The organism is Pseudomonas gebzensis, from assembly GCF_034427815.1.
In the GTDB taxonomy this organism is placed as follows: Bacteria; Pseudomonadota; Gammaproteobacteria; order Pseudomonadales; family Pseudomonadaceae; genus Aquipseudomonas.
Map to the genome: position 1 here is coordinate 1 of NZ_JAXQNS010000011.1, position 17,222 is coordinate 17,222.

Annotated in this window: 12 protein-coding genes; 5 read left to right on the top strand and 7 right to left on the bottom strand. The window is 62.3% G+C overall.

What is annotated here, in order from left to right; genetic code table 11:
* On the bottom strand, window positions 1–1,860 hold a 1,860-nt coding region (locus SJI00_RS18890), incomplete at its 3' end, for a retention module-containing protein (protein ID WP_322463199.1).
* A gap of 742 nt (window positions 1,861–2,602) precedes the next feature.
* Between SJI00_RS18890 and SJI00_RS18895 the strand changes: the two genes are divergently transcribed.
* Together SJI00_RS18895 and SJI00_RS18900 are read left to right on the top strand one after the other, a co-directional pair.
* Complete coding sequence (locus tag SJI00_RS18895; protein ID WP_322463200.1) at window positions 2,603–4,759, top strand: type I secretion system permease/ATPase; 2,157 nt, start codon at window positions 2,603–2,605, stop codon at window positions 4,757–4,759.
* Complete coding sequence (locus SJI00_RS18900; protein WP_322463201.1) at window positions 4,749–6,125, top strand: HlyD family type I secretion periplasmic adaptor subunit; 1,377 nt, start codon at window positions 4,749–4,751, stop codon at window positions 6,123–6,125. The genes SJI00_RS18895 and SJI00_RS18900 overlap by 11 nt, the downstream gene beginning before the upstream one ends.
* 147 nt (window positions 6,126–6,272) lie before the next feature.
* Here SJI00_RS18900 and SJI00_RS18905 read toward each other — a convergent pair whose 3' ends face one another.
* The 3 genes from SJI00_RS18905 to SJI00_RS18915 all read right to left on the bottom strand — a co-directional run bounded on the left by SJI00_RS18905 (window position 6,273) and on the right by SJI00_RS18915 (window position 11,846).
* Window positions 6,273–7,760 carry a YifB family Mg chelatase-like AAA ATPase gene (locus SJI00_RS18905; RefSeq protein ID WP_322463202.1) on the bottom strand — a complete coding sequence of 496 codons (1,488 nt, stop codon included), beginning with the start codon at window positions 7,758–7,760 and terminating at the stop codon, window positions 6,273–6,275.
* A 237-nt stretch (window positions 7,761–7,997) separates the two neighbouring features.
* Window positions 7,998–10,694: a magnesium-translocating P-type ATPase gene (gene mgtA / locus SJI00_RS18910; protein WP_322463203.1), complete on the bottom strand. Its 2,697-nt coding sequence runs from the start codon at window positions 10,692–10,694 to the stop codon at window positions 7,998–8,000.
* A gap of 882 nt (window positions 10,695–11,576) precedes the next feature.
* Window positions 11,577–11,846: an accessory factor UbiK family protein gene (locus SJI00_RS18915; RefSeq protein ID WP_322463204.1), complete on the bottom strand. Its 270-nt coding sequence runs from the start codon at window positions 11,844–11,846 to the stop codon at window positions 11,577–11,579.
* Between the two features lie 374 nt (window positions 11,847–12,220).
* On the opposite strand from SJI00_RS18915, the gene glnK reads away from it, so the two are divergent.
* The 3 genes from glnK to sutA all read left to right on the top strand — a co-directional run bounded on the left by glnK (window position 12,221) and on the right by sutA (window position 14,765).
* On the top strand, window positions 12,221–12,559 hold the full coding sequence (gene glnK, locus SJI00_RS18920) for a P-II family nitrogen regulator (protein ID WP_002555808.1): 339 nt from the start codon (window positions 12,221–12,223) through the stop codon (window positions 12,557–12,559).
* Between the two features lie 48 nt (window positions 12,560–12,607).
* Complete coding sequence (locus tag SJI00_RS18925) at window positions 12,608–13,939, top strand: ammonium transporter (protein WP_322463205.1); 1,332 nt, start codon at window positions 12,608–12,610, stop codon at window positions 13,937–13,939.
* Window positions 13,940–14,444: 505 nt separating this feature from the next.
* Window positions 14,445–14,765, top strand: a complete 321-nt coding sequence (sutA, locus tag SJI00_RS18930) for a dormancy-specific transcriptional regulator SutA (protein ID WP_312933572.1) — start codon at window positions 14,445–14,447, stop codon at window positions 14,763–14,765.
* Window positions 14,766–14,815: 50 nt separating this feature from the next.
* Here the strand turns inward: sutA and SJI00_RS18935 are convergent, their stop codons facing one another.
* Genes SJI00_RS18935 through SJI00_RS18945 form a run of 3 tightly spaced genes read right to left on the bottom strand, consistent with a single transcriptional unit; the run spans window position 14,816 to window position 17,108 of the window.
* Entirely contained in the window at window positions 14,816–15,511 is a 696-nt protein-coding gene (locus SJI00_RS18935) for an HAD family hydrolase (RefSeq protein WP_322463206.1), read from the bottom strand.
* Window positions 15,508–16,407, bottom strand: coding sequence for a tyrosine recombinase XerC (gene xerC / locus SJI00_RS18940; protein WP_322463207.1), 900 nt, complete (start codon window positions 16,405–16,407; stop codon window positions 15,508–15,510). Before xerC ends, SJI00_RS18935 begins: the two co-directional genes overlap by 4 nt.
* Window positions 16,407–17,108, bottom strand: coding sequence for a DUF484 family protein (locus SJI00_RS18945; protein ID WP_322463208.1), 702 nt, complete (start codon window positions 17,106–17,108; stop codon window positions 16,407–16,409). The genes xerC and SJI00_RS18945 overlap by 1 nt, the downstream gene beginning before the upstream one ends.
* Window positions 17,109–17,222: the final 114 nt, after the last annotated feature.

Genomic DNA, 17,222 nt, shown 5'->3' on the forward strand with positions numbered 1-17,222 from the left:
GGTCTGATTGGCAGCAATGGTAATGACCTGACCATTGCTCAAGGTCACGGTCACTGGCGAACCAGCAGGGTTGGTCAGAGTGGCGGTGTAAACAATCGAACCGCCCTCGGCCACGGAGGGTGTTGCCGCCAAGGAAACGGTAGTGGTCGTCGTTACATCAGTAACAGCCGTAGTTACTGGCGCCTGATTAGCCACCAGATTCTCGTAATTACCCCCCGAAACACCCGTAATGCTGGTAGTGACCGGTGCGCTTTGGTACGCATCGTCAGCCACCGCCACATTCACGGTTCCCGAGCTTTGGCCAACGGCAATCGTAATGTTCTGGCCATTGGCCAAAGTCACCACGACAGGCGAGCCGGTCACTACAGCACCGACCGATGCGGTGTAAGTGATCACACCACCTTCGGCCACCGAAGGCGCCGCTGTCAGCGTCACCGTGGTGGTATCGATGGTGTCGGTAACGGTAGTGACAGCCGCTGCCCCGTTGACCGCCAGATTCTCGAAGTTGCCACCCGTTGCACTCGTAATCTGCGCACTGACCTGGCTGGCATCGATATACGGATCATCCGCAGGCGCGGCAACGGTGACGCTACCCGACGTCTGATTGGCAGCAATGGTAATGACCTGGCCATTGCTCAAGGTCACGGTCACGGGCGAGCCAGCTGGGTTGGTCAGAGTGGCGGTGTAAACGATCGAGCCGCCTTCAGCGACCGTTGGGGTCGCAGTGAGCGCTACGGTGGTGGTATCAGGCACGTCGCTGATCTGGGTAACCGCAGGGGTCGGATCGGCGACCAGGTTCTCGAAGTTGCCACCGCTCGCCCCCGTGATGCTGACGCTCACCGGAGGCTGGTTCTCGTAGGCGTCATTGGCCGGTGCCGGCACATCGACGCTGGCAGTGGCTTGGCCTGCTTGGATTACGAGCGTCTGGCCATTGGACAAGGTGATGGTGACGGGCGTCTGGGCAGGGTTGGTCAACGCGGCGGTGTAGGTGATCACACCGCCTTCGTTGACGCTGGGCGTGGCCACCAGAGTGACGGTCGTGGTGTCGATCGTGTCGACGATCTGGGTCACGGCCGGGGTGGTGTCGGCCAGCACCGGCGCGCCGCCGCCACTGCCGCTGACGATGCTCGCCGAGACGTCACGGTCGTCGATGTAAACGGTATCGCCAGGGTTGACGCTGACGTTGACGGTGCCTTGGCTTTGTCCGGCCGGGATGACAACGACGGCGCCGTTGGAGAGTGTCACGCTGAGGTCGGCGAGCGGCGGGCGGCTGGCCGTGACGGTGTAGGCGATGACGCCGCCGGCTTCACTGATGGCAGGTGTAGCGGTCAGCGCTACGGTCAGCGCAGGCGTTGCAGCGGTGCTGCCGGAGGTGTTGTCCTGCCCGCCTGTACGGATGTCTTGCGCAGCAGCGTCGAACTGCAACCCTTCAGTCTGATAGCCGATGGTGGGGTCGACTGCGCCGCCGACCTCGCTCAGCAGTACGAAGCTGTGCCCGCCACCGGCTGCCCCACCCGGGTTGCCCGTCTGACCGGCGGCCGGCGCTTCCAGTTCGGTGGTCGGGTCGAGGCCCGCGGCGATCGCCTGCTGCAGCTCCTTCACGGACGGTGCAGACTGCGCGGTGGCTTCGCTGAGTTCAGCGACCTGATCCGGCACTGTGGCGGCCCATTGCGTATCGCGTCCAAGATCAAGCATGCGGCCATCGGCAAATTCCAGGGTCACGGCGCCCGCTTCACCGGTCAGAATCTGCTCCCCGGCGTAAATCCGGTCACCTTCGATCAGGACCCGACGAACCCCTTCGGCTGACACTGCGATGACCTGACCCACGATGCTTTTGACGATGGCGACGACACTGCTCATTGGACCTTCTCCGGTTGACACCTCTGGCGGCTTTCAAGCCTCGCGCATGTTCGGGCGCGCGATTAGACAGAGGGAAATCTCGATGCCGCGAAACGCGGGAAATTGCTGAATTAGTAGTTAGTTCACTAAATAAGCGGGTCGCTGCTAGCTGCGCGGGTCAGGTGTTGTTTCCGCGCAAATTGGTGACATGACATATCGTAAATCAGCCCGCTGCCAACTCCTACTTTCGTACTAGTCAGCCTGGGATAGTTAGCTGGATCTAATCGGGAAGTTGATAGCGGCGTATGACAATCGCATAAACCTAGGATAGCCCCTCTGCGCCGGGGGAAACAGGCCTGTACCCTCGATATTTATGCAGTGATGCCTTTATGATGGCCTGTCGACCTGAAACGGCACGTCTCAGCGCACGTATTCTAGAAAAAACGCCTTGCATACCGCGAAACTGGGGTTAGGCTTGCAGCACTGCATGACGAAGATTTCACAGTGCTTTTCGAGCGTATCCAAAGTTCGCTGCAGGGCGTCCCAAGGGTCAAGCCTTAGTTGCCGGCTCGTGGCGTCGGGGGTTTGAACTTTGAGGTAAATCAAAGCGTCTGCACTGTGCAAAGCTACCTCCGATGAATTGAACCCCAGGGGTGTGCGCTACATCGCGTGAGACAGCCCCAAAAATACTCCAGGCTCTACTGCGCGGTTCTGGCCACGCTGCAGTCTGGTTGAACTTCGCAAGTACGGAGAGAGCGCCCGCGTGGAATCCGAAGTTAGTCGAGTGCACCTCAGCCATGACCCTCGCAGTCAGCACGACGATCCGCTGCTCGACAGCCTGCTGACGCTGTGTGTCCTGCACCAGAAACCCGCCAGCCGCGCCATGCTCACCACCGGCCTGCCGTTACCGGCCCAACGCCTGAGCCCTGAGCTGTTACCACGTGCGGCTGCCCGTGCCGGCCTTCAAGGGCGCTTGTTGCAACGCAAACTCGAGCACATCCCGAAGATTGCGCTGCCGGCCATGCTCTTGCTCAAGGAGGGTCGCAGCGCGGTGATGCTGGGGTGGGAGAACGAATACACCGCTCGCCTGCTGCTCAGCGAAAGTGACGGTGGCGAAGTGCATGTCCCTCGCGAAGCGCTGGAAGCCGACTACAGCGGCAAAGTGTTTTTCGCCCAGCCGCAGCATAAATACGACGTCAATCATGGCAACCTCGTTCCGCGGACCAAATCCTGGTTCCGCGACACGCTGCTGCGCAGCAAGTGGCTCTATGCCGATGCGGTTGCCGCCAGCCTGATCATCAATATCATTGCCATGGCCGCGCCGTTGTTCGTGATGAACGTCTACGACCGCGTGGTGCCCAACCAGGCCACGTCTACCCTCTGGGTGCTTGCGGTAGGCATCGCTGGCGCCTATGTCTTCGACTTGATTCTCAAAGGTTTGCGCAGCTTGTGTCTGGACCTGGCGGGCAAGAAGACCGACCTGATCATTTCCGCCACGCTGTTCGAACGTATCGTCGGCATGGCCATGAAATACCGGCCTGCGCGGGTCGGCAGCTATGCGCAGAACATCCATGAATTCCAGGGGCTGCGCGATTTCCTCGCGTCGTTGACGCTGACCAGCCTGATCGATCTGCCCTTCACGCTGTTGATCCTGATGGTCATCGGGATCATCGGGGGGCACTTGGTGTGGATTCCGGTGCTGGCCTTCCCGTTGGCGCTGGGCATTGGCTATGCCCTGCAGAAACCGCTGATGGCAACCATGGAACGCACCATGGCGCTGGCCTCCGAGCGCCAGTCGAGCCTGATCGAAACGCTTGCCGGGCTCGACGCGATCAAGGTGAACAACGCCGAAAGCGAACGCCAGTACCTTTGGGAGCAGACCCTCGGTACCCTCAGCCGTCTGGAGTTGCGGGTCAAAGTGCTGTCGGGCCTGGCCATGAACATCACCCTGCTGATCCAGCAATTGGCGGGCGTGGCAATGATCTGTGTAGGGGTGTACCTGATCATCGACGGCAACCTGAGCATGGGCGGCCTGGTGGCTTGCTACATGCTCAGCGGCCGCGCCCTGGGCCCACTGGGCCAGCTCAATGGTCTGCTGGCGCGTTACCAGCAGGCCAAGGTGACCATGGGTGCAACGGACCAGATGATGAGCCTGCCGCAAGAGCGCAACTTCGAAGAGCGTCCGCTCAGCCGCCAGGTACTGCAAGGCGCGATCGAGTTCCGCGGGGTGGATTTCACCTACCCCAACCAGCAAAACCAGGCGCTCAAAGGTATCAACCTGGTGATTCGTCCCGGCGAGAAGGTCGGCATCATCGGCCGCAGCGGCTCGGGTAAGAGCTCGCTGGCCAAGCTGATCGTCGGTCTGTACGAGGCAGACCGCGGCTCACTGCTGGTCGATGGCGTGGACATTCGTCAGATCGACGTCAGCGAGCTGCGCCATAACATCGGTTATGTGCCGCAGGACATCCAGCTGCTCGCTGGCACCCTGCGCGACAACCTGGTCAGCGGTGCGCGCTACATCGAAGACGAATTGATCCTGCAAGCCGCCGAACTTTCTGGCGTGCACGAATTTGCCCGGCTGCACCCCGATGGCTACGAGCTGCAAGTGGGCGAGCGCGGTCAGAACCTGTCTGGCGGTCAGCGGCAGAACGTCGCGCTGGGCCGGGCGTTGTTGTTGAGCCCGCAGATTCTGCTACTCGATGAACCGACCAGCGCCATGGACAACACCGGCGAAGAGCGGCTCAAGCAGCGCCTGCAGGCCGTCATGGAAGGCCGTACCGTGCTGCTGGTGACCCATCGTGCATCGTTGCTGTCGCTGGTGGACCGGCTAATCGTCATTGACCGCGGCAGCGTGGTGGCCGATGGCCCGAAAGCTGCTGTCATGGATGCGCTGAAGAAGGGGCAGATCAGTGTCGCATAAGCTCGATGTCGGTCAGTTCAAGAATGGTCTGCGTGAGTACTTCAAAGGCAAGCGCTCACTTGCCGGGCAACCGCTGCCTGAGGTCAACAAGGCGCTCATCGAAGATGCACCGCGGGTCGCGCGCCTGACCATCTGGGGCATCTTGCTGTTCTTCATCTTCTTCGTGTCGTGGGCCAGCTTCGCCCCGATCGACGAGGTGACACGTGGCGAAGGCAAGGCCATTCCATCGTCGAAGATCCAGAAAATCCAGAACCTTGAAGGCGGCATCGTTGCGCAGATTTTCGCCAAGGAAGGAGAGGTGGTCGAAATCGGCCAGCCGCTGCTGCGGCTGGACGAAACCCGTTTTGTGTCCAACGTGGGTGAAACCGAAGCCGAGCGCGTGTCCATGGCCTTGCGCGTCGAACGCCTGAGTGCCGAGGTCGAGGGCCGGGCGTTGAATATCGACGAAAAACTGCGCCAGACCTCGCCTAATCAGGCTGCCAGCGAAGAGTCGCTGTACCAGAGCCGTCGCCAGCAGCTTCAGGATGAAATCGGCGGCCTGCAGCAGCAGCTGGTGCAGCGTCAGCAAGAGCTGCGCGAGTACGGCTCCAAGCGCGCGCAATACGCCAATAGCCTGCAGTTGCTGCGCCAGGAGATCGGCATGTCCGAGCCGCTGGTGGCCAAGGGTGCAGTGTCGCCGGTTGAAATCCTGCGCCTGCGCCGCTCCGAGGTGGAGCTGCGCGGTGAGATGGACGCCACCACACTGGCCATTCCCCGTGCCGAGGCCGCGACCCGCGAGATCCAGAGCAAAATCGAGGAAACCCGCGGCAAGTTCCGCAGTGACGCGCTGACTCAGCTCAATGAAGCGCGCACCGACCTGAACAAGGCTACCGCCACCAGCAAGGCATTGGACGACCGGGTCAACCGCACCCTGGTGACCTCGCCGGTGCGTGGGATCGTCAAGCAGTTGCTGGTGAACACCATCGGCGGCGTGATCCAGCCAGGCAGCGACATCGTCGAGATCGTGCCGCTGGACGATACCCTGGTCATCGAGGCGAAGATCCTGCCCAAGGACATCGCCTTCCTGCATCCCGGCCAGGAGGCGACTGTCAAGTTCACCGCCTATGACTACACGATCTATGGCGGTCTGAAGGCCACTCTGGAGCAGATTGGCGTCGACACCATCACCGACGAAGACAAGAAGACCACGTACTACCCCATCCGGCTGCGCACTGAGCGCAGCCACCTTGGCACCGATGCCAATCCGCTGCTGATCATTCCCGGCATGGTGGCGACCGTTGACATCAAGACCGGCAAGAAAACCATCATGAGCTACCTGCTCAAGCCGATCATCAAAGGTCGCGACGAGGCGATGCGCGAGCGTTGATTCATTTTGGCTGGGAAACCAGGGGCGTTCCAGGTCAGTTGGTCGCCCCTAGGTGGAGCCCTGGCGATGTATCGGTATCTTGCAGTACACGTTAAAGGCGTCTTTTGGTGCTTCGGCTGCACTACCTGTTTCGCATCCCTCGACGCCTCAATGACTTGGCCGGTATTGCAACGCTTCGGCCAGGTGCGCGCGGGCGATGGCCTGGGCGCCGTCCAGATCCGCCAGCGTTCGCGCCACCTTCAGCAACCTGTGCGCTGCGCGCAGCGACAGCGTCAGCCGTTCGCACGCCGTTTCCAGCCAGGTCTGATCGTCGGCACTGAGGGCGCAGTGTGCGTGCAGCCCCTGCATGTCGAGAAAGGCGTTGGGCCGGCCCTGGCGCTGTTGTTGCAGCGCGCGTACCTGCGCCACCACTTGGGCGATGTCGGCGCTGCGCTCGCCGCTCGGGGCTTGGCTGAGGACAGTGTTTTCGCGGGCCACGGTGAGGTGCAGGTCAATGCGGTCGAGCAGGGGGCCGGAGAGTTTGTTGCGGTAGCGCTGGACCTGTTCAACGCTGCATCGGCAGCGGCCGGTAGGATCACCCAGGTAGCCGCAGGGGCAGGGGTTCATCGCGGCGACCAGTTGGAAGCGGGCGGGGAAGCGGGTTTTGTCGCGGGCTCTGGCAATGACGATCTCTCCTGACTCCAGCGGCTCGCGCAGTACCTCCAGCACGCGGCGCTCGAACTCCGGTAACTCGTCCAGAAACAGCACGCCATGGTGCGCCAGGGTGATTTCCCCCGGTCGAGGCCGACTGCCGCCGCCCACCAGCGCTGGTCCGGAGGCGGAGTGATGGGGATGTCGGAACGGACGTTGTGGCCAGCTGTTCAGCGGGCCGTGGCCACTGACCGAACGAATGGCCGCCACCTCCAGCGCTTCGTGTTCATCCAGCGGCGGCAGCAGGCCGGGCAGGCGGCTGGCGAGCAAGGTCTTGCCAGTGCCAGGCGGGCCGGTAAAAAGCAGGTTGTGCGCACCCGCTGCGGCCACCATGAGCGCCCGCTTGGCAGCCACCTGGCCCTGCACGTCGCACAGGTCGGGGTAGGGGTGGCTTTGCAGGATCAGGCCATTGGCGGCGTAAGGCGTGAGCAGGGTATGCCCGGCGAGGTGGCCGACCAGCTCCAGCAGGTGGCCGATCGCGTACACCACCAGGCCGCTGGCAAGGCTCGCTTCTTCGGCGTTTTCCTTGGGGACCACCAGCGCGCGCCCAGCTTCTCGCGTGGCCAGCGCGGCCGGCAACACCCCCTGCACCGCACGCAGAGCCCCCGACAACGCCAGTTCGCCCAGGCATTCGTAGTCACCCAGGTGCGTCGCTGGCACCTGGCCGTTGGCTGCCAGGATGCCGAGGGCAATGGCCAGGTCATAGCGCCCGCCGTCCTTGGGCAGGTCGGCAGGCGCCAGGCTCAGGGTGATGCGCCGCGCCGGGTACTCCAGCCCGGAGTTGGCAATCGCGCTGCGTACGCGGTCTTTGCTTTCCTTGACCGTGGCTTCCGGCAAGCCCACCAGGGTGAGGGTGGGCAGGCCGTTGGCCAGGTGGGTTTCGACGCTGACGGCGGGCGCGTGTACGCCGACTTGCGCGCGGCTGTGGACGAGGGCTAGGGCCATGGACACTCCGTTGTCACCAAGAGGGAAGGGTTGCCGCATCCTGCGGCAGGGCAAGCATAGAGCGCTGTGGCAAAACGGATGAGGGGAAATGAATCGGGGTTTTGCAGGCGGGACAGATCTTGCGCCAGGGCGCGCTGACTGAGAAAACGCAAGGTGCTGCTTCAGGCGGGCTCAAGATGTGTTTGAACCCGGTGCCTTCGATGGCACCGGGTTCGCTTCAGCTCAGCGTGTGGGCGATCAGAACCACTGACCGAAGCGGCGGATGTACAGGGTCTTCATGCCCTGCGCAACGATGCAGTAGCCGAGCAGCGTCGCCACCAGCCAAGGGAAGTATTCCCACGGCAGTGGCACCAGGCCCACCATCGTGCCGAGCGGCGAGAAGGGAATGTAGATGCCCAGGGCCATCACCAGCCCGGTCGCCAGAATCACCGGCCAGGCCGCCGTGCTCTGGAAGAACGGCACTTTACGGGTGCGCAGCATGTGCACGACCAGCGTCTGCGACAGCAGGCCCTCGATGAACCAGCCGGATTGGAACAGCGCCTGCATCTCCACGCTGTTGGCGGCGAACACGTACCACATCAGGGCAAAGGTGGTGATGTCGAAGATCGACGAGGTTGGCCCGATCCACAGCATGAAGCGTCCGATGTTGCCGGCATCCCACTTGCGTGGGCGGCGCAGGAACGCCTTGTCCATCTTGTCCCAGGGCAGCGAAAGCTGGGAGAAATCGTACAGCAGGTTCTGCAGCAGCAGATGCAGCGCCAGCATGGGCATGAACGGAATGAATGCACTGGCCACCAGCACCGAGAACACATTGCCAAAGTTGGAACTGGCGGTCATGCACAGGTACTTCATGATATTGCCAAAGGTTTCGCGGCCTTTCGTCACGCCTTCTTCGAGCACCAAAAGGCTTTTTTCCAACAGGATGATGTCGGCCGACTCCTTGGCGATGTCGGTGCCGCTGTCGACCGAGATGCCCACATCGGCGTCACGCAGGGCCGGTGCGTCATTGATGCCATCGCCCAGAAAGCCGACGGTATGGCCATTGCTCTGCAGCGCTTTGAGCACGCGGGACTTCTGCAGCGGAGTGAGCTTGGCAAATACCGTGCGCTGCTCGACAACATCTTTCAGTGCCTGATCGTCCAGACGTTCGACATCCTGGCCCAGCAGCGGCTCACCCGGGTCGATGCCCACCTGCCGGCACACGGTGCTGGTGACCAGTGCGTTGTCACCGGTCAGCACCTTCACGCACACGCCCATTTCACGCAGCGCGGCGATGGCCGGGCCGGCGCTTTCCTTGGGTGGATCGAGGAAGGTCAGCAGCCCGCGCACCACCAGCTCGCGTTCGTCCTCGGCCGTGTACTGACGCTTGCACTGATGCGCCGGGATGTCCCGGGTGGCCAGGAGCAATACACGGAAACCTTGTGCGTTGAAGGTGTTTGCTCGCGCCAGCAGGGCTTCACGTTGTGTGTCATCGAGCGGTAGAACAGCGTCGCCCTGCTGAATCTGGCTCGCGACCGCCAACATCTCTTCGACCGCACCCTTGCTGATCAGTACGTGATTGCCGGCGCCGCTGTCGAGTACCACGGACAAGCGCCGGCGGACGAAGTCGAAAGGCAGCTCGTCGACCTTGGCGTAGGCGAATGGCGGTTTGAAGTCGGCGGTTGCCTGGGCAAAGTTCAGCACGGCCTGGTCCATCAGGTTGCGAACGCCGCTCTGATGGTGGCTGTTCAGCCAGGCCAGTTGCAGCAGCTGCGGGTCTTGCTGGCCGCTGGGGTCGACATGGTGCTCCAGAATGATCCGGTCCTGGGTGAGGGTGCCGGTTTTGTCAGTGCACAGCACATCCATCGAGCCCAGGTTTTGAATGGCGTTGAGGCGCTTGACCACCACTTTGCGCCGGGCCATGGCCATTGCCCCCTTGGCCAGGTTGGCGCTGACGATCATGGGCAGCATTTCCGGCGTCAGGCCTACCGCAACCGCCAGGGCGAACATGAAGGCGTCTGCCCAGTCGCCTTTGACCAGGCCATTGATCATGAACACCACTGGCACCATGACCAGCATGAAGCGAATCAACAAGCGGCTGACACTGTTCACGCCGCGGTCGAAGGCGGTCTGGCTGCGATTGCTCGACAACGATTTGGCCAGCGAGCCGAAGTAGGTACGGCCTCCTGTGGCGACCACCACAGCGCGTGCGCGGCCACTGACCACATTGGTGCCCATGAAGCAGACGTTGGGCAGATCGAGCAGGCTCGCCGAATCGCTGCCAATGCCCGCAGCGCATTTTTGCGCGACGTTGCCGAGGGTGTCGTACTTCTCCACCGGCAAGGCTTCGCCGGTCAGCACGGCCTGGCTGATGAACAGGTCACGGGATTCGATCAGGCGCAGGTCCGCAGGGATCATGTCGCCTGCCGACAGCTGCACGATGTCGCCGGCCACCAGGTCGCTCATGGGCACTTCGCGCAGGCTGGCAGTGCCGAGGCCTTGTTCCCGGCGCAGCACGGTCGCGGTTGTCCGCACCATGGCCTTGAGCGCTTCAGCGGCCTTGCCGGAGCGGTATTCCTGCCAGAAGCGCAGCACGGCACTGAGATTGACCATGGTGAGGATGATGATGACCTTGGTCAGGTCGGCCTCATCGTTTTCACCTGCGCGCACGGGCAGCCAGTAGTCGGTGACAAAGCTGATGGCGGCGAGGGTGAGCAGCACATAGATGAAGGGGTTGTGCAGCGCCATGAGAAATTGCATGGCAGGTGCGGGTGGCCGGTCATGGGCCACCTCATTGCGACCGTCGCGCTGCAGGCGCTTGGCGGCCTCGCGCTCAGTCAGGCCGTGTTCACTGGCGTCGAGGTTGGCGTAAGTGACGGACAAGTCGTTGCGCGCCTCACGGGCGGCACGCATGGACAGCTTCGGGGAGGCGGGGGTGCGGTCTTTGACGGTCATTGACTGTACTCCTGTGACAGGAGGCGACGAGACAGCGCTGTGGATCATCCTGATGCACAGGCCGGTCTCGACACGGTTGAACGATGAAGTTGGAATGTTCGACGATTGAGTGCTCGCGGCCGGGTGTCGAGAACCTGAAAGGCGGCGAACTTACTACTCGGAATTTCCATGAATATCTATCTCGTTAAGTTATTTAAGGCGACAAGAGTTCGCACACTTTTCATTGTGAAAAGTATGTGTTGTTTGAATGTGAAGTTTCAGCTTGAGTGTGAGGCGAACTCAGCACGACAGCCGAAGGCCATACCACTGACTGGGCGGTTCCTCACTGTCGAGTTGCTGCCATTGCAGCTGCGGGGGGCAATGCGGGTGTGCGCGATGCCACACGGCATACAGCCGGCAGCGCGGGGTCAGCGTTGAGCTAGAGGGTAGAAGGTCCGGGGCTCGGACAGGGGTAGGCGGCGCCGGCTGACGGGCGCGAAACCACGAAGGTACGCAGAAAGTGAGGTGCATGGGCTTGCCTCCACCCGGTCTGATACCGGTGCAGGCAAGCGACGGCGGAGCCCTAGGCCCTGGCGCGACTCACCCGACCTGAGTGTCGAGATCGGAATGCTTGTTTGAATGCCTGGCCGTTGCGACGTGCAACAGCCAGGCTGCGTCTATTGACTGTGTCCATTGAACTCTTCAAGTAATGAAAAAACGCCTCGCTGGCGAAGCGAGCGAACTTTAGTTAATAGGGAGTATGCGCGTCAACCCGAAGTCCGCACTTTAATTAATTTTCATCTATTTAAGCTTCCTAAAAAACTGTAGGAAAGATTACCGGATAGCAATTACAGGCTATAGGCACCGTCGCGCCAAGTCGCGCGACGCTGGGGGAGGGGGTGTTCAGTCTTGCGTTGGCGCAGCCGGCGCCATGCGCGCTTCGAGGTCGGCCACTTGCTGCTCGAGGGCTTCCAGTCGAGCGCGCGTGCGCGCGAGCACTACCATCTGGCTGTCGAATTCGTCTCGGCTGACGAGATCCAGTTTGCTGAACGCGCCCTGCATCAGTGCCTTGAACTGGCTCTCGATTTCGGCGCGGGGTTGAGAGGCATCGCCGCTGAACAGGCGCGAAGCCTGGTCGCTGAGCGCATCGAGGAAAGCTTTGGGCGCGAGCATGATCGAGCGGTCCGTCAAGGGAATGAGTGCGCGAGTGTAACACGCAGCCTGGGCAGCCCTGCCGTGCACAGTTTTCGCGCACAAGGGGGTAAGCGCGTGCACTGCACTTGTGCATGCGCTGGATGATGGCCTCTGGCCCGAGTCCGGCGAACCCTCTTCAACGCTTCTAAATCGAGGGCTCCAGGAAATTGGCAAGCTTTCTGCTACGTGTTCAGGCGACAGGCACTGAATCGGCCCCGCAGACGGGCAATTGGCCGGTGGATCGACAGCAGACCGGACGCCGCTTACGACGCGTTACAAAGCCAGGCGCTGCGCTTAGACTTGAGACGGGTTTGTTTTCCTGGGGCAAGTCCACCAAATCGGGAGAGAGTTGCATGAAACTAGTCACTGCCATCATCAAGCCGTTCAAGTTGGACGACGTCCGTGAGTCGCTGTCGGAAATCGGCGTGCAAGGCATCACCGTCACTGAAGTCAAAGGCTTCGGTCGGCAGAAAGGCCATACCGAGCTGTATCGCGGCGCCGAATACGTCGTCGACTTCCTGCCCAAGGTCAAGATCGATGTCGCCATCGACGACAAGGACCTGGACCGTGTCATTGAAGCCATCACCAAGGCCGCCAACACCGGCAAGATCGGTGACGGCAAGATCTTCGTAGTCAATCTGGAGCAGGCGATCCGCATCCGTACCGGCGAAACCGATACCGACGCGATCTGACACCGCACCACCGCCTCAGCAAACCCCAACGCCCCAGGAGAAAACAACATGACTCTGCGTCAGATCGCAGGGCTTGGCGCCCTATTGCCTCTCGTCCTGCCAGGCCTTGCCTTGGCAGACGAAACCGCCCCGGTTCTCAACTCCGGTGACACCGCCTGGATGCTCACGGCAACCGCCCTGGTGCTGTTCATGACCATCCCTGGCCTGGCCTTGTTCTACGGCGGCATGGTGCGCTCGAAGAACGTGCTCTCGGTAATGATGCAGTGCTTTGCCATCACCGGTCTGATCAGCCTGCTGTGGATGATCTACGGCTACAGCCTGGCGTTCGACACCAGCGGCATGGAGAAGGGCGTGACCAACCTGCACAGCTTCGTCGGCGGGCTCTCCAAGGCATTCCTCAACGGCGTAACGCCCGACAGCCTGACGTCGGCTGCGGCGCTGTTCCCCGAAGCGGTGTTCATCACCTTCCAGATGACCTTCGCCATCATCACCCCAGCGTTGATCGTCGGTGCTTTCGCCGAGCGCATGAAATTCTCGGCCATGCTGGTGTTCATGGCCATCTGGTTCACCCTGGTCTACGCGCCGATCGCGCACATGGTGTGGAGCGGTGACGGTGCGCTGATGTGGGACTGGGGTGTGCTGGACTTCGCCGGTGGCACCGTGGTGCACATCAATGCGGGTGTCGCCGGCCTGATCTGCTGCCTGGTGCTGGGCAAGCGCAAAGGCTACCCGACCACGCCAATGGCGCCGCACAACCTGGGCTACACCCTGATTGGCGCCGCCATGCTGTGGATCGGCTGGTTCGGCTTCAACGCAGGTTCTGCCGCAGCAGCCAACGGCACTGCCGGCATGGCCATGCTGGTCACCCAGATCGCGACCGCTGCAGCGGCACTGGGCTGGATGTTCGCCGAGTGGATCGGCCACGGTAAACCCAGCGCTCTGGGTATCGCTTCTGGCGTGGTCGCTGGCCTGGTGGCCATCACCCCGGCAGCCGGCACGGTGGGCCCGATGGGCGCGCTGGCGATCGGTCTGGCGTCGGGCGTGATCTGCTACTTCTGCGCCACCAGCCTCAAGCGCAAGCTGGGCTATGACGATTCGCTCGATGCATTCGGGGTGCACGGCATTGGCGGGATCGTCGGAGCCATTTTGACCGGTGTGTTCGCCGCACCGGCCCTGGGCGGCTTCGGCGCCGTGACCGACATCGCCGCGCAGGTCTGGGTACAAACCAAGGGCGTTCTGTTCACGGTCATCTACACCGCGATCGTCACCTACGTGATTCTCAAGGTGCTGGATGTGCTGATGGGCCTGCGGGTCAATGAAGAAGAAGAGGCGGTCGGTCTCGACCTGGCTCAACACAACGAGCGCGGCTATAACCTCTGACCGCGACGCTGTAATCACTGCCCGGTTCGCCGGGCTTTTTTTTGTCTGCGTGTTCAACAAAGCACGCTGACAATCCCTGCATCCCTGGCAATGCTTCCCTGGTGCAAAAACTTACACACAGCAGAGCATTCAGGGAGCTTTGCTTTTTCTGCGGGCGCGCTAGAATGCGCGCCACACTGCGTTTCGCCTCCTCGGCGACGTGGGCAGTGGTTGAACAGGCGCGGTCATGCACAGGGTGCGGCAGGGGCTGAAAGCAAGGCTCGCACGCCCCATGCCATTGCAGGACCCAGGCCTCTGGCGACTCACCCACAGACGGCGGTTGCATGACGTGCCGGAGGTGGTGCATCTGCGACCGACCGCGCGTGAAGGCTCACCGCCCAAGCGCAACGCTGACTGGCAGCATCGACTCACACTGCCGGGAATTATTTCTGATGCTCGCCGGTCTACGGCGACAACAGGCGAAAAAACCAACTAAATCTGCTTTTCGCAAGTCATGAGGTAGAACATGAGCGACGACGATCTGGAAAACGACGAATTGGAAGCAGGCGACGACGAGGCTGATGATGGCCTTGAAACCGCCGCCGATGACGGTGCAGAAGATGCAGCCGAAGACGATAGCCCGGCACCTGCTGCCAAGGGCAAGTCCAAGGCCGTGACGGCAGAAGAAATGCCGAGCATGGAAGCCAAGCAGAAAGAGCGCGATGCACTGGCCCGCGCCATGGAAGAGTTTCTCTCCCGTGGCGGCAAGGTGCAGGAAGTCGAGGCCAATGTGGTCGCCGACCCGCCCAAGAAGCCGGACAACAAGTACGGCAGCCGCCCTATCTGAGTGGCGCTACAGCTGAAAGCCCGCCGTCGCTGCGGGCTTTTTTGTGCCTGTCAGTTCCAGCGCGCGAGCACACCCGGCAATTGCGACAAACACTGAATCTGCGCATCGGGTGCCGCCTCGCCTGCCCAGTCCTTGCCCTGCGGGTTGAACCACACCGCCTTCAAACCTGCGCGCTGCGCACCGGCGATGTCGTCACGCGGATGATCGCCCACGTGCACCGCGGCTGCCGCCGACACAGCGCTGCGCCGAAGCGCTTCAAGGAAGGGTGCAGGGTCAGGTTTGCCGATGCCAACGTCTTCGGCGCACAGGGCGAAGTCGAAGTAGTCCGCCAACCCCAGGCGGCGCACGTCGGCGTTGCCATTGGTGACCACGCCCAGGGTATAACGCTGGCTGAGCACCTCCAGCATCGGCTGCACCTCGGGAAAGATCTGCAGTTGATGGCGCGCGTGCAGGAACGCCTCAAAGCCTTCGGCGGCCATGGACTGCGCGGTGTGCTCGGCATAGCCCACCTCGCTCAAGGCATGGAACAGCACGCGGCGGCGCAGTTCGCTGATGCGGTGCTTGAGGCCAGGCTCGGCCTGTACCAGTCGTTCGCGCACGCTGTGCAGGTGCTCGACGGGCAGCGCCGAGAGCTTGGGCGCGTTGGCCTTGAGCCAGTCGCGCAACACGACCTCGGCACTGGCGATCACGGGCGCGGTGTCCCACAACGTGTCATCGAGGTCGAAGGTGATCAGCTGGATGCTCATGAGTCTGTGCCTTTATTGCGTTTGGCCCTGGGGTGGGCGCTGTCGTACACCGACGCCAGGTGCTGGAAGTCCAGGTGGGTATAGATCTGCGTGGTGCTGATGTCGGCATGGCCGAGCATCTCTTGCACGGCGCGCAGGTCCTGGGAGGACTCCAGCACGTGGCTGGCGAAAGAGTGGCGGAGCATGTGCGGGTGCAGGTGCTGGCCCAGCTCGCGCTCGCCGGCGAGCTTGAGGCGCTGCTGGACGGCTCGCGGGCTGATGCGTCGACCCTGGCGGCTGATGAACAGCGCGTCGTCGGACGGAGCGCCCAGGCCGCGTACCTTCAGCCAGGCCTGCAAGGCTTCGCGCGCCTTGCGCCCGACCGGCAGGATGCGTGTCTTGTTACCCTTGCCGAGCACTTGCACCAGACCCCCACTGAGGTCCAGATGCACCCGGTCGAGCTGAATCAGCTCTGACAGGCGCAAGCCGGAGGAATAGAACAGTTCAAGCATGGCTTGGTCGCGGCGGGCGATGAAGGTGTCGTCAACCCCGCCATCGAGCAGTTGCAGGGCGCGGTCGGTGTCCAGCGTCTTGGGCAGGCGGCGCTCGCCCTTGGGGGGCGCCAGGCCGGCGGCCGGGTCGTGCTGGCTCAGGCCTTCGCGAATCAGGTAGCGGTACAGCCCACGCACCGCCGAGAGCAGCCGGGCCAGACTGGCTGAGGACTGCCCATCATGGTGCAGACGCGCCACCAGTTGCCGCACGTGCTGCAATTGCAGGTCCGACCACTGTTCGATCTGCTGTTTGGCGCAGTAGGTCAGCACCTTTTCCAGGTCCCGGCGGTAGCCCAGGCGGGTGTGCTCGGACACCTGGCGCTCGTTGCGCAGGTGCGCGCAATAAGCGTCCAGCTGTTCGTTCATCAGCGCACCGAGCGCAGGGTGTGCGTGAAGCGCGGAATCAGCCGGCCCAGCACTTCGGCGATGTGGCAAAGGAACAGCGAGCCCACACTGCTCTTGTAGTGCTGCGGGTCGCGGCTGCCGATGGCCAGTACGCCATGCAGCCCCTGATGCTCAAGCGTGGCAACCGCCGAGGAGCCGACCTCTTTGCGCTGCTCCTCGCCGAACAGAAAGGCCAGCTCGTGATCACGCAAATTGCCGCTGATCGGTTTGCCGCTGCTGATCAGCGCACCGATGGCCACCTGCGCCTCGCTGCCGGACACCCAGCGGCCGACCGGTGTGGCGTTGTCGCCGAACAGGATCAGGCTGACGAAGGGCACCTTGAAGTCCTGGCGCAAGCTGTCTTCCACGGCCATGACCACTTCTTCGAGGCTGTTGGCGTCGAGCAGGTCGAGGATCAGGCGGCGGGTCTTGTCGAACAGGCGGTCGTTGTCGCGAGCAACGTCCATCAACTGAGACAGCCGGTGACGCATCTCGATATTGCGCTCACGCAGCAACTTGAGCTGACGCTCCACCAGCGACACGCTGTCGCCGCGCTGGTGGGGTATGAGCTGTTCGAGGAGCAGGTCGTCATGCGCGGCAAAGAACGTGGGGTGTTCGCGCAGGTAGGCAATCACGGCCTCGGCATCGAGGCTTGCGGCCTTGGGTGTTGGCTCATCGGTCATGACGCTTACTCGGTTAGGCGCTATACGAAATGCATCCGAGCTCGCCCATGCTGCGTTGAAAACGGGCTCGGAATGCTCATTTGCTCCGGTGAAGTCGGGCGCGGCCCCGGCTGT

Excerpts from the sequence above, each read along its gene's own strand:
- SJI00_RS18925 (WP_322463205.1), top strand. The coding sequence starts at position 12,608 with ATGACTCTGCGTCAGATCGCAGGGCTTGGCGCCCTATTGCCTCTCGTC.
- SJI00_RS18935 (WP_322463206.1), bottom strand. The coding sequence starts at position 15,511 with ATGAGCATCCAGCTGATCACCTTCGACCTCGATGACACGTTGTGGGAC.
- mgtA (WP_322463203.1), bottom strand. The coding sequence starts at position 10,694 with ATGACCGTCAAAGACCGCACCCCCGCCTCCCCGAAGCTGTCCATGCGT.
- glnK (WP_002555808.1), top strand. The coding sequence starts at position 12,221 with ATGAAACTAGTCACTGCCATCATCAAGCCGTTCAAGTTGGACGACGTC.
- SJI00_RS18945 (WP_322463208.1), bottom strand. The coding sequence starts at position 17,108 with ATGACCGATGAGCCAACACCCAAGGCCGCAAGCCTCGATGCCGAGGCC.
- SJI00_RS18905 (WP_322463202.1), bottom strand. The coding sequence starts at position 7,760 with ATGGCCCTAGCCCTCGTCCACAGCCGCGCGCAAGTCGGCGTACACGCG.
- xerC (WP_322463207.1), bottom strand. The coding sequence starts at position 16,407 with ATGAACGAACAGCTGGACGCTTATTGCGCGCACCTGCGCAACGAGCGC.
- SJI00_RS18915 (WP_322463204.1), bottom strand. The coding sequence starts at position 11,846 with ATGCTCGCGCCCAAAGCTTTCCTCGATGCGCTCAGCGACCAGGCTTCG.
- sutA (WP_312933572.1), top strand. The coding sequence starts at position 14,445 with ATGAGCGACGACGATCTGGAAAACGACGAATTGGAAGCAGGCGACGAC.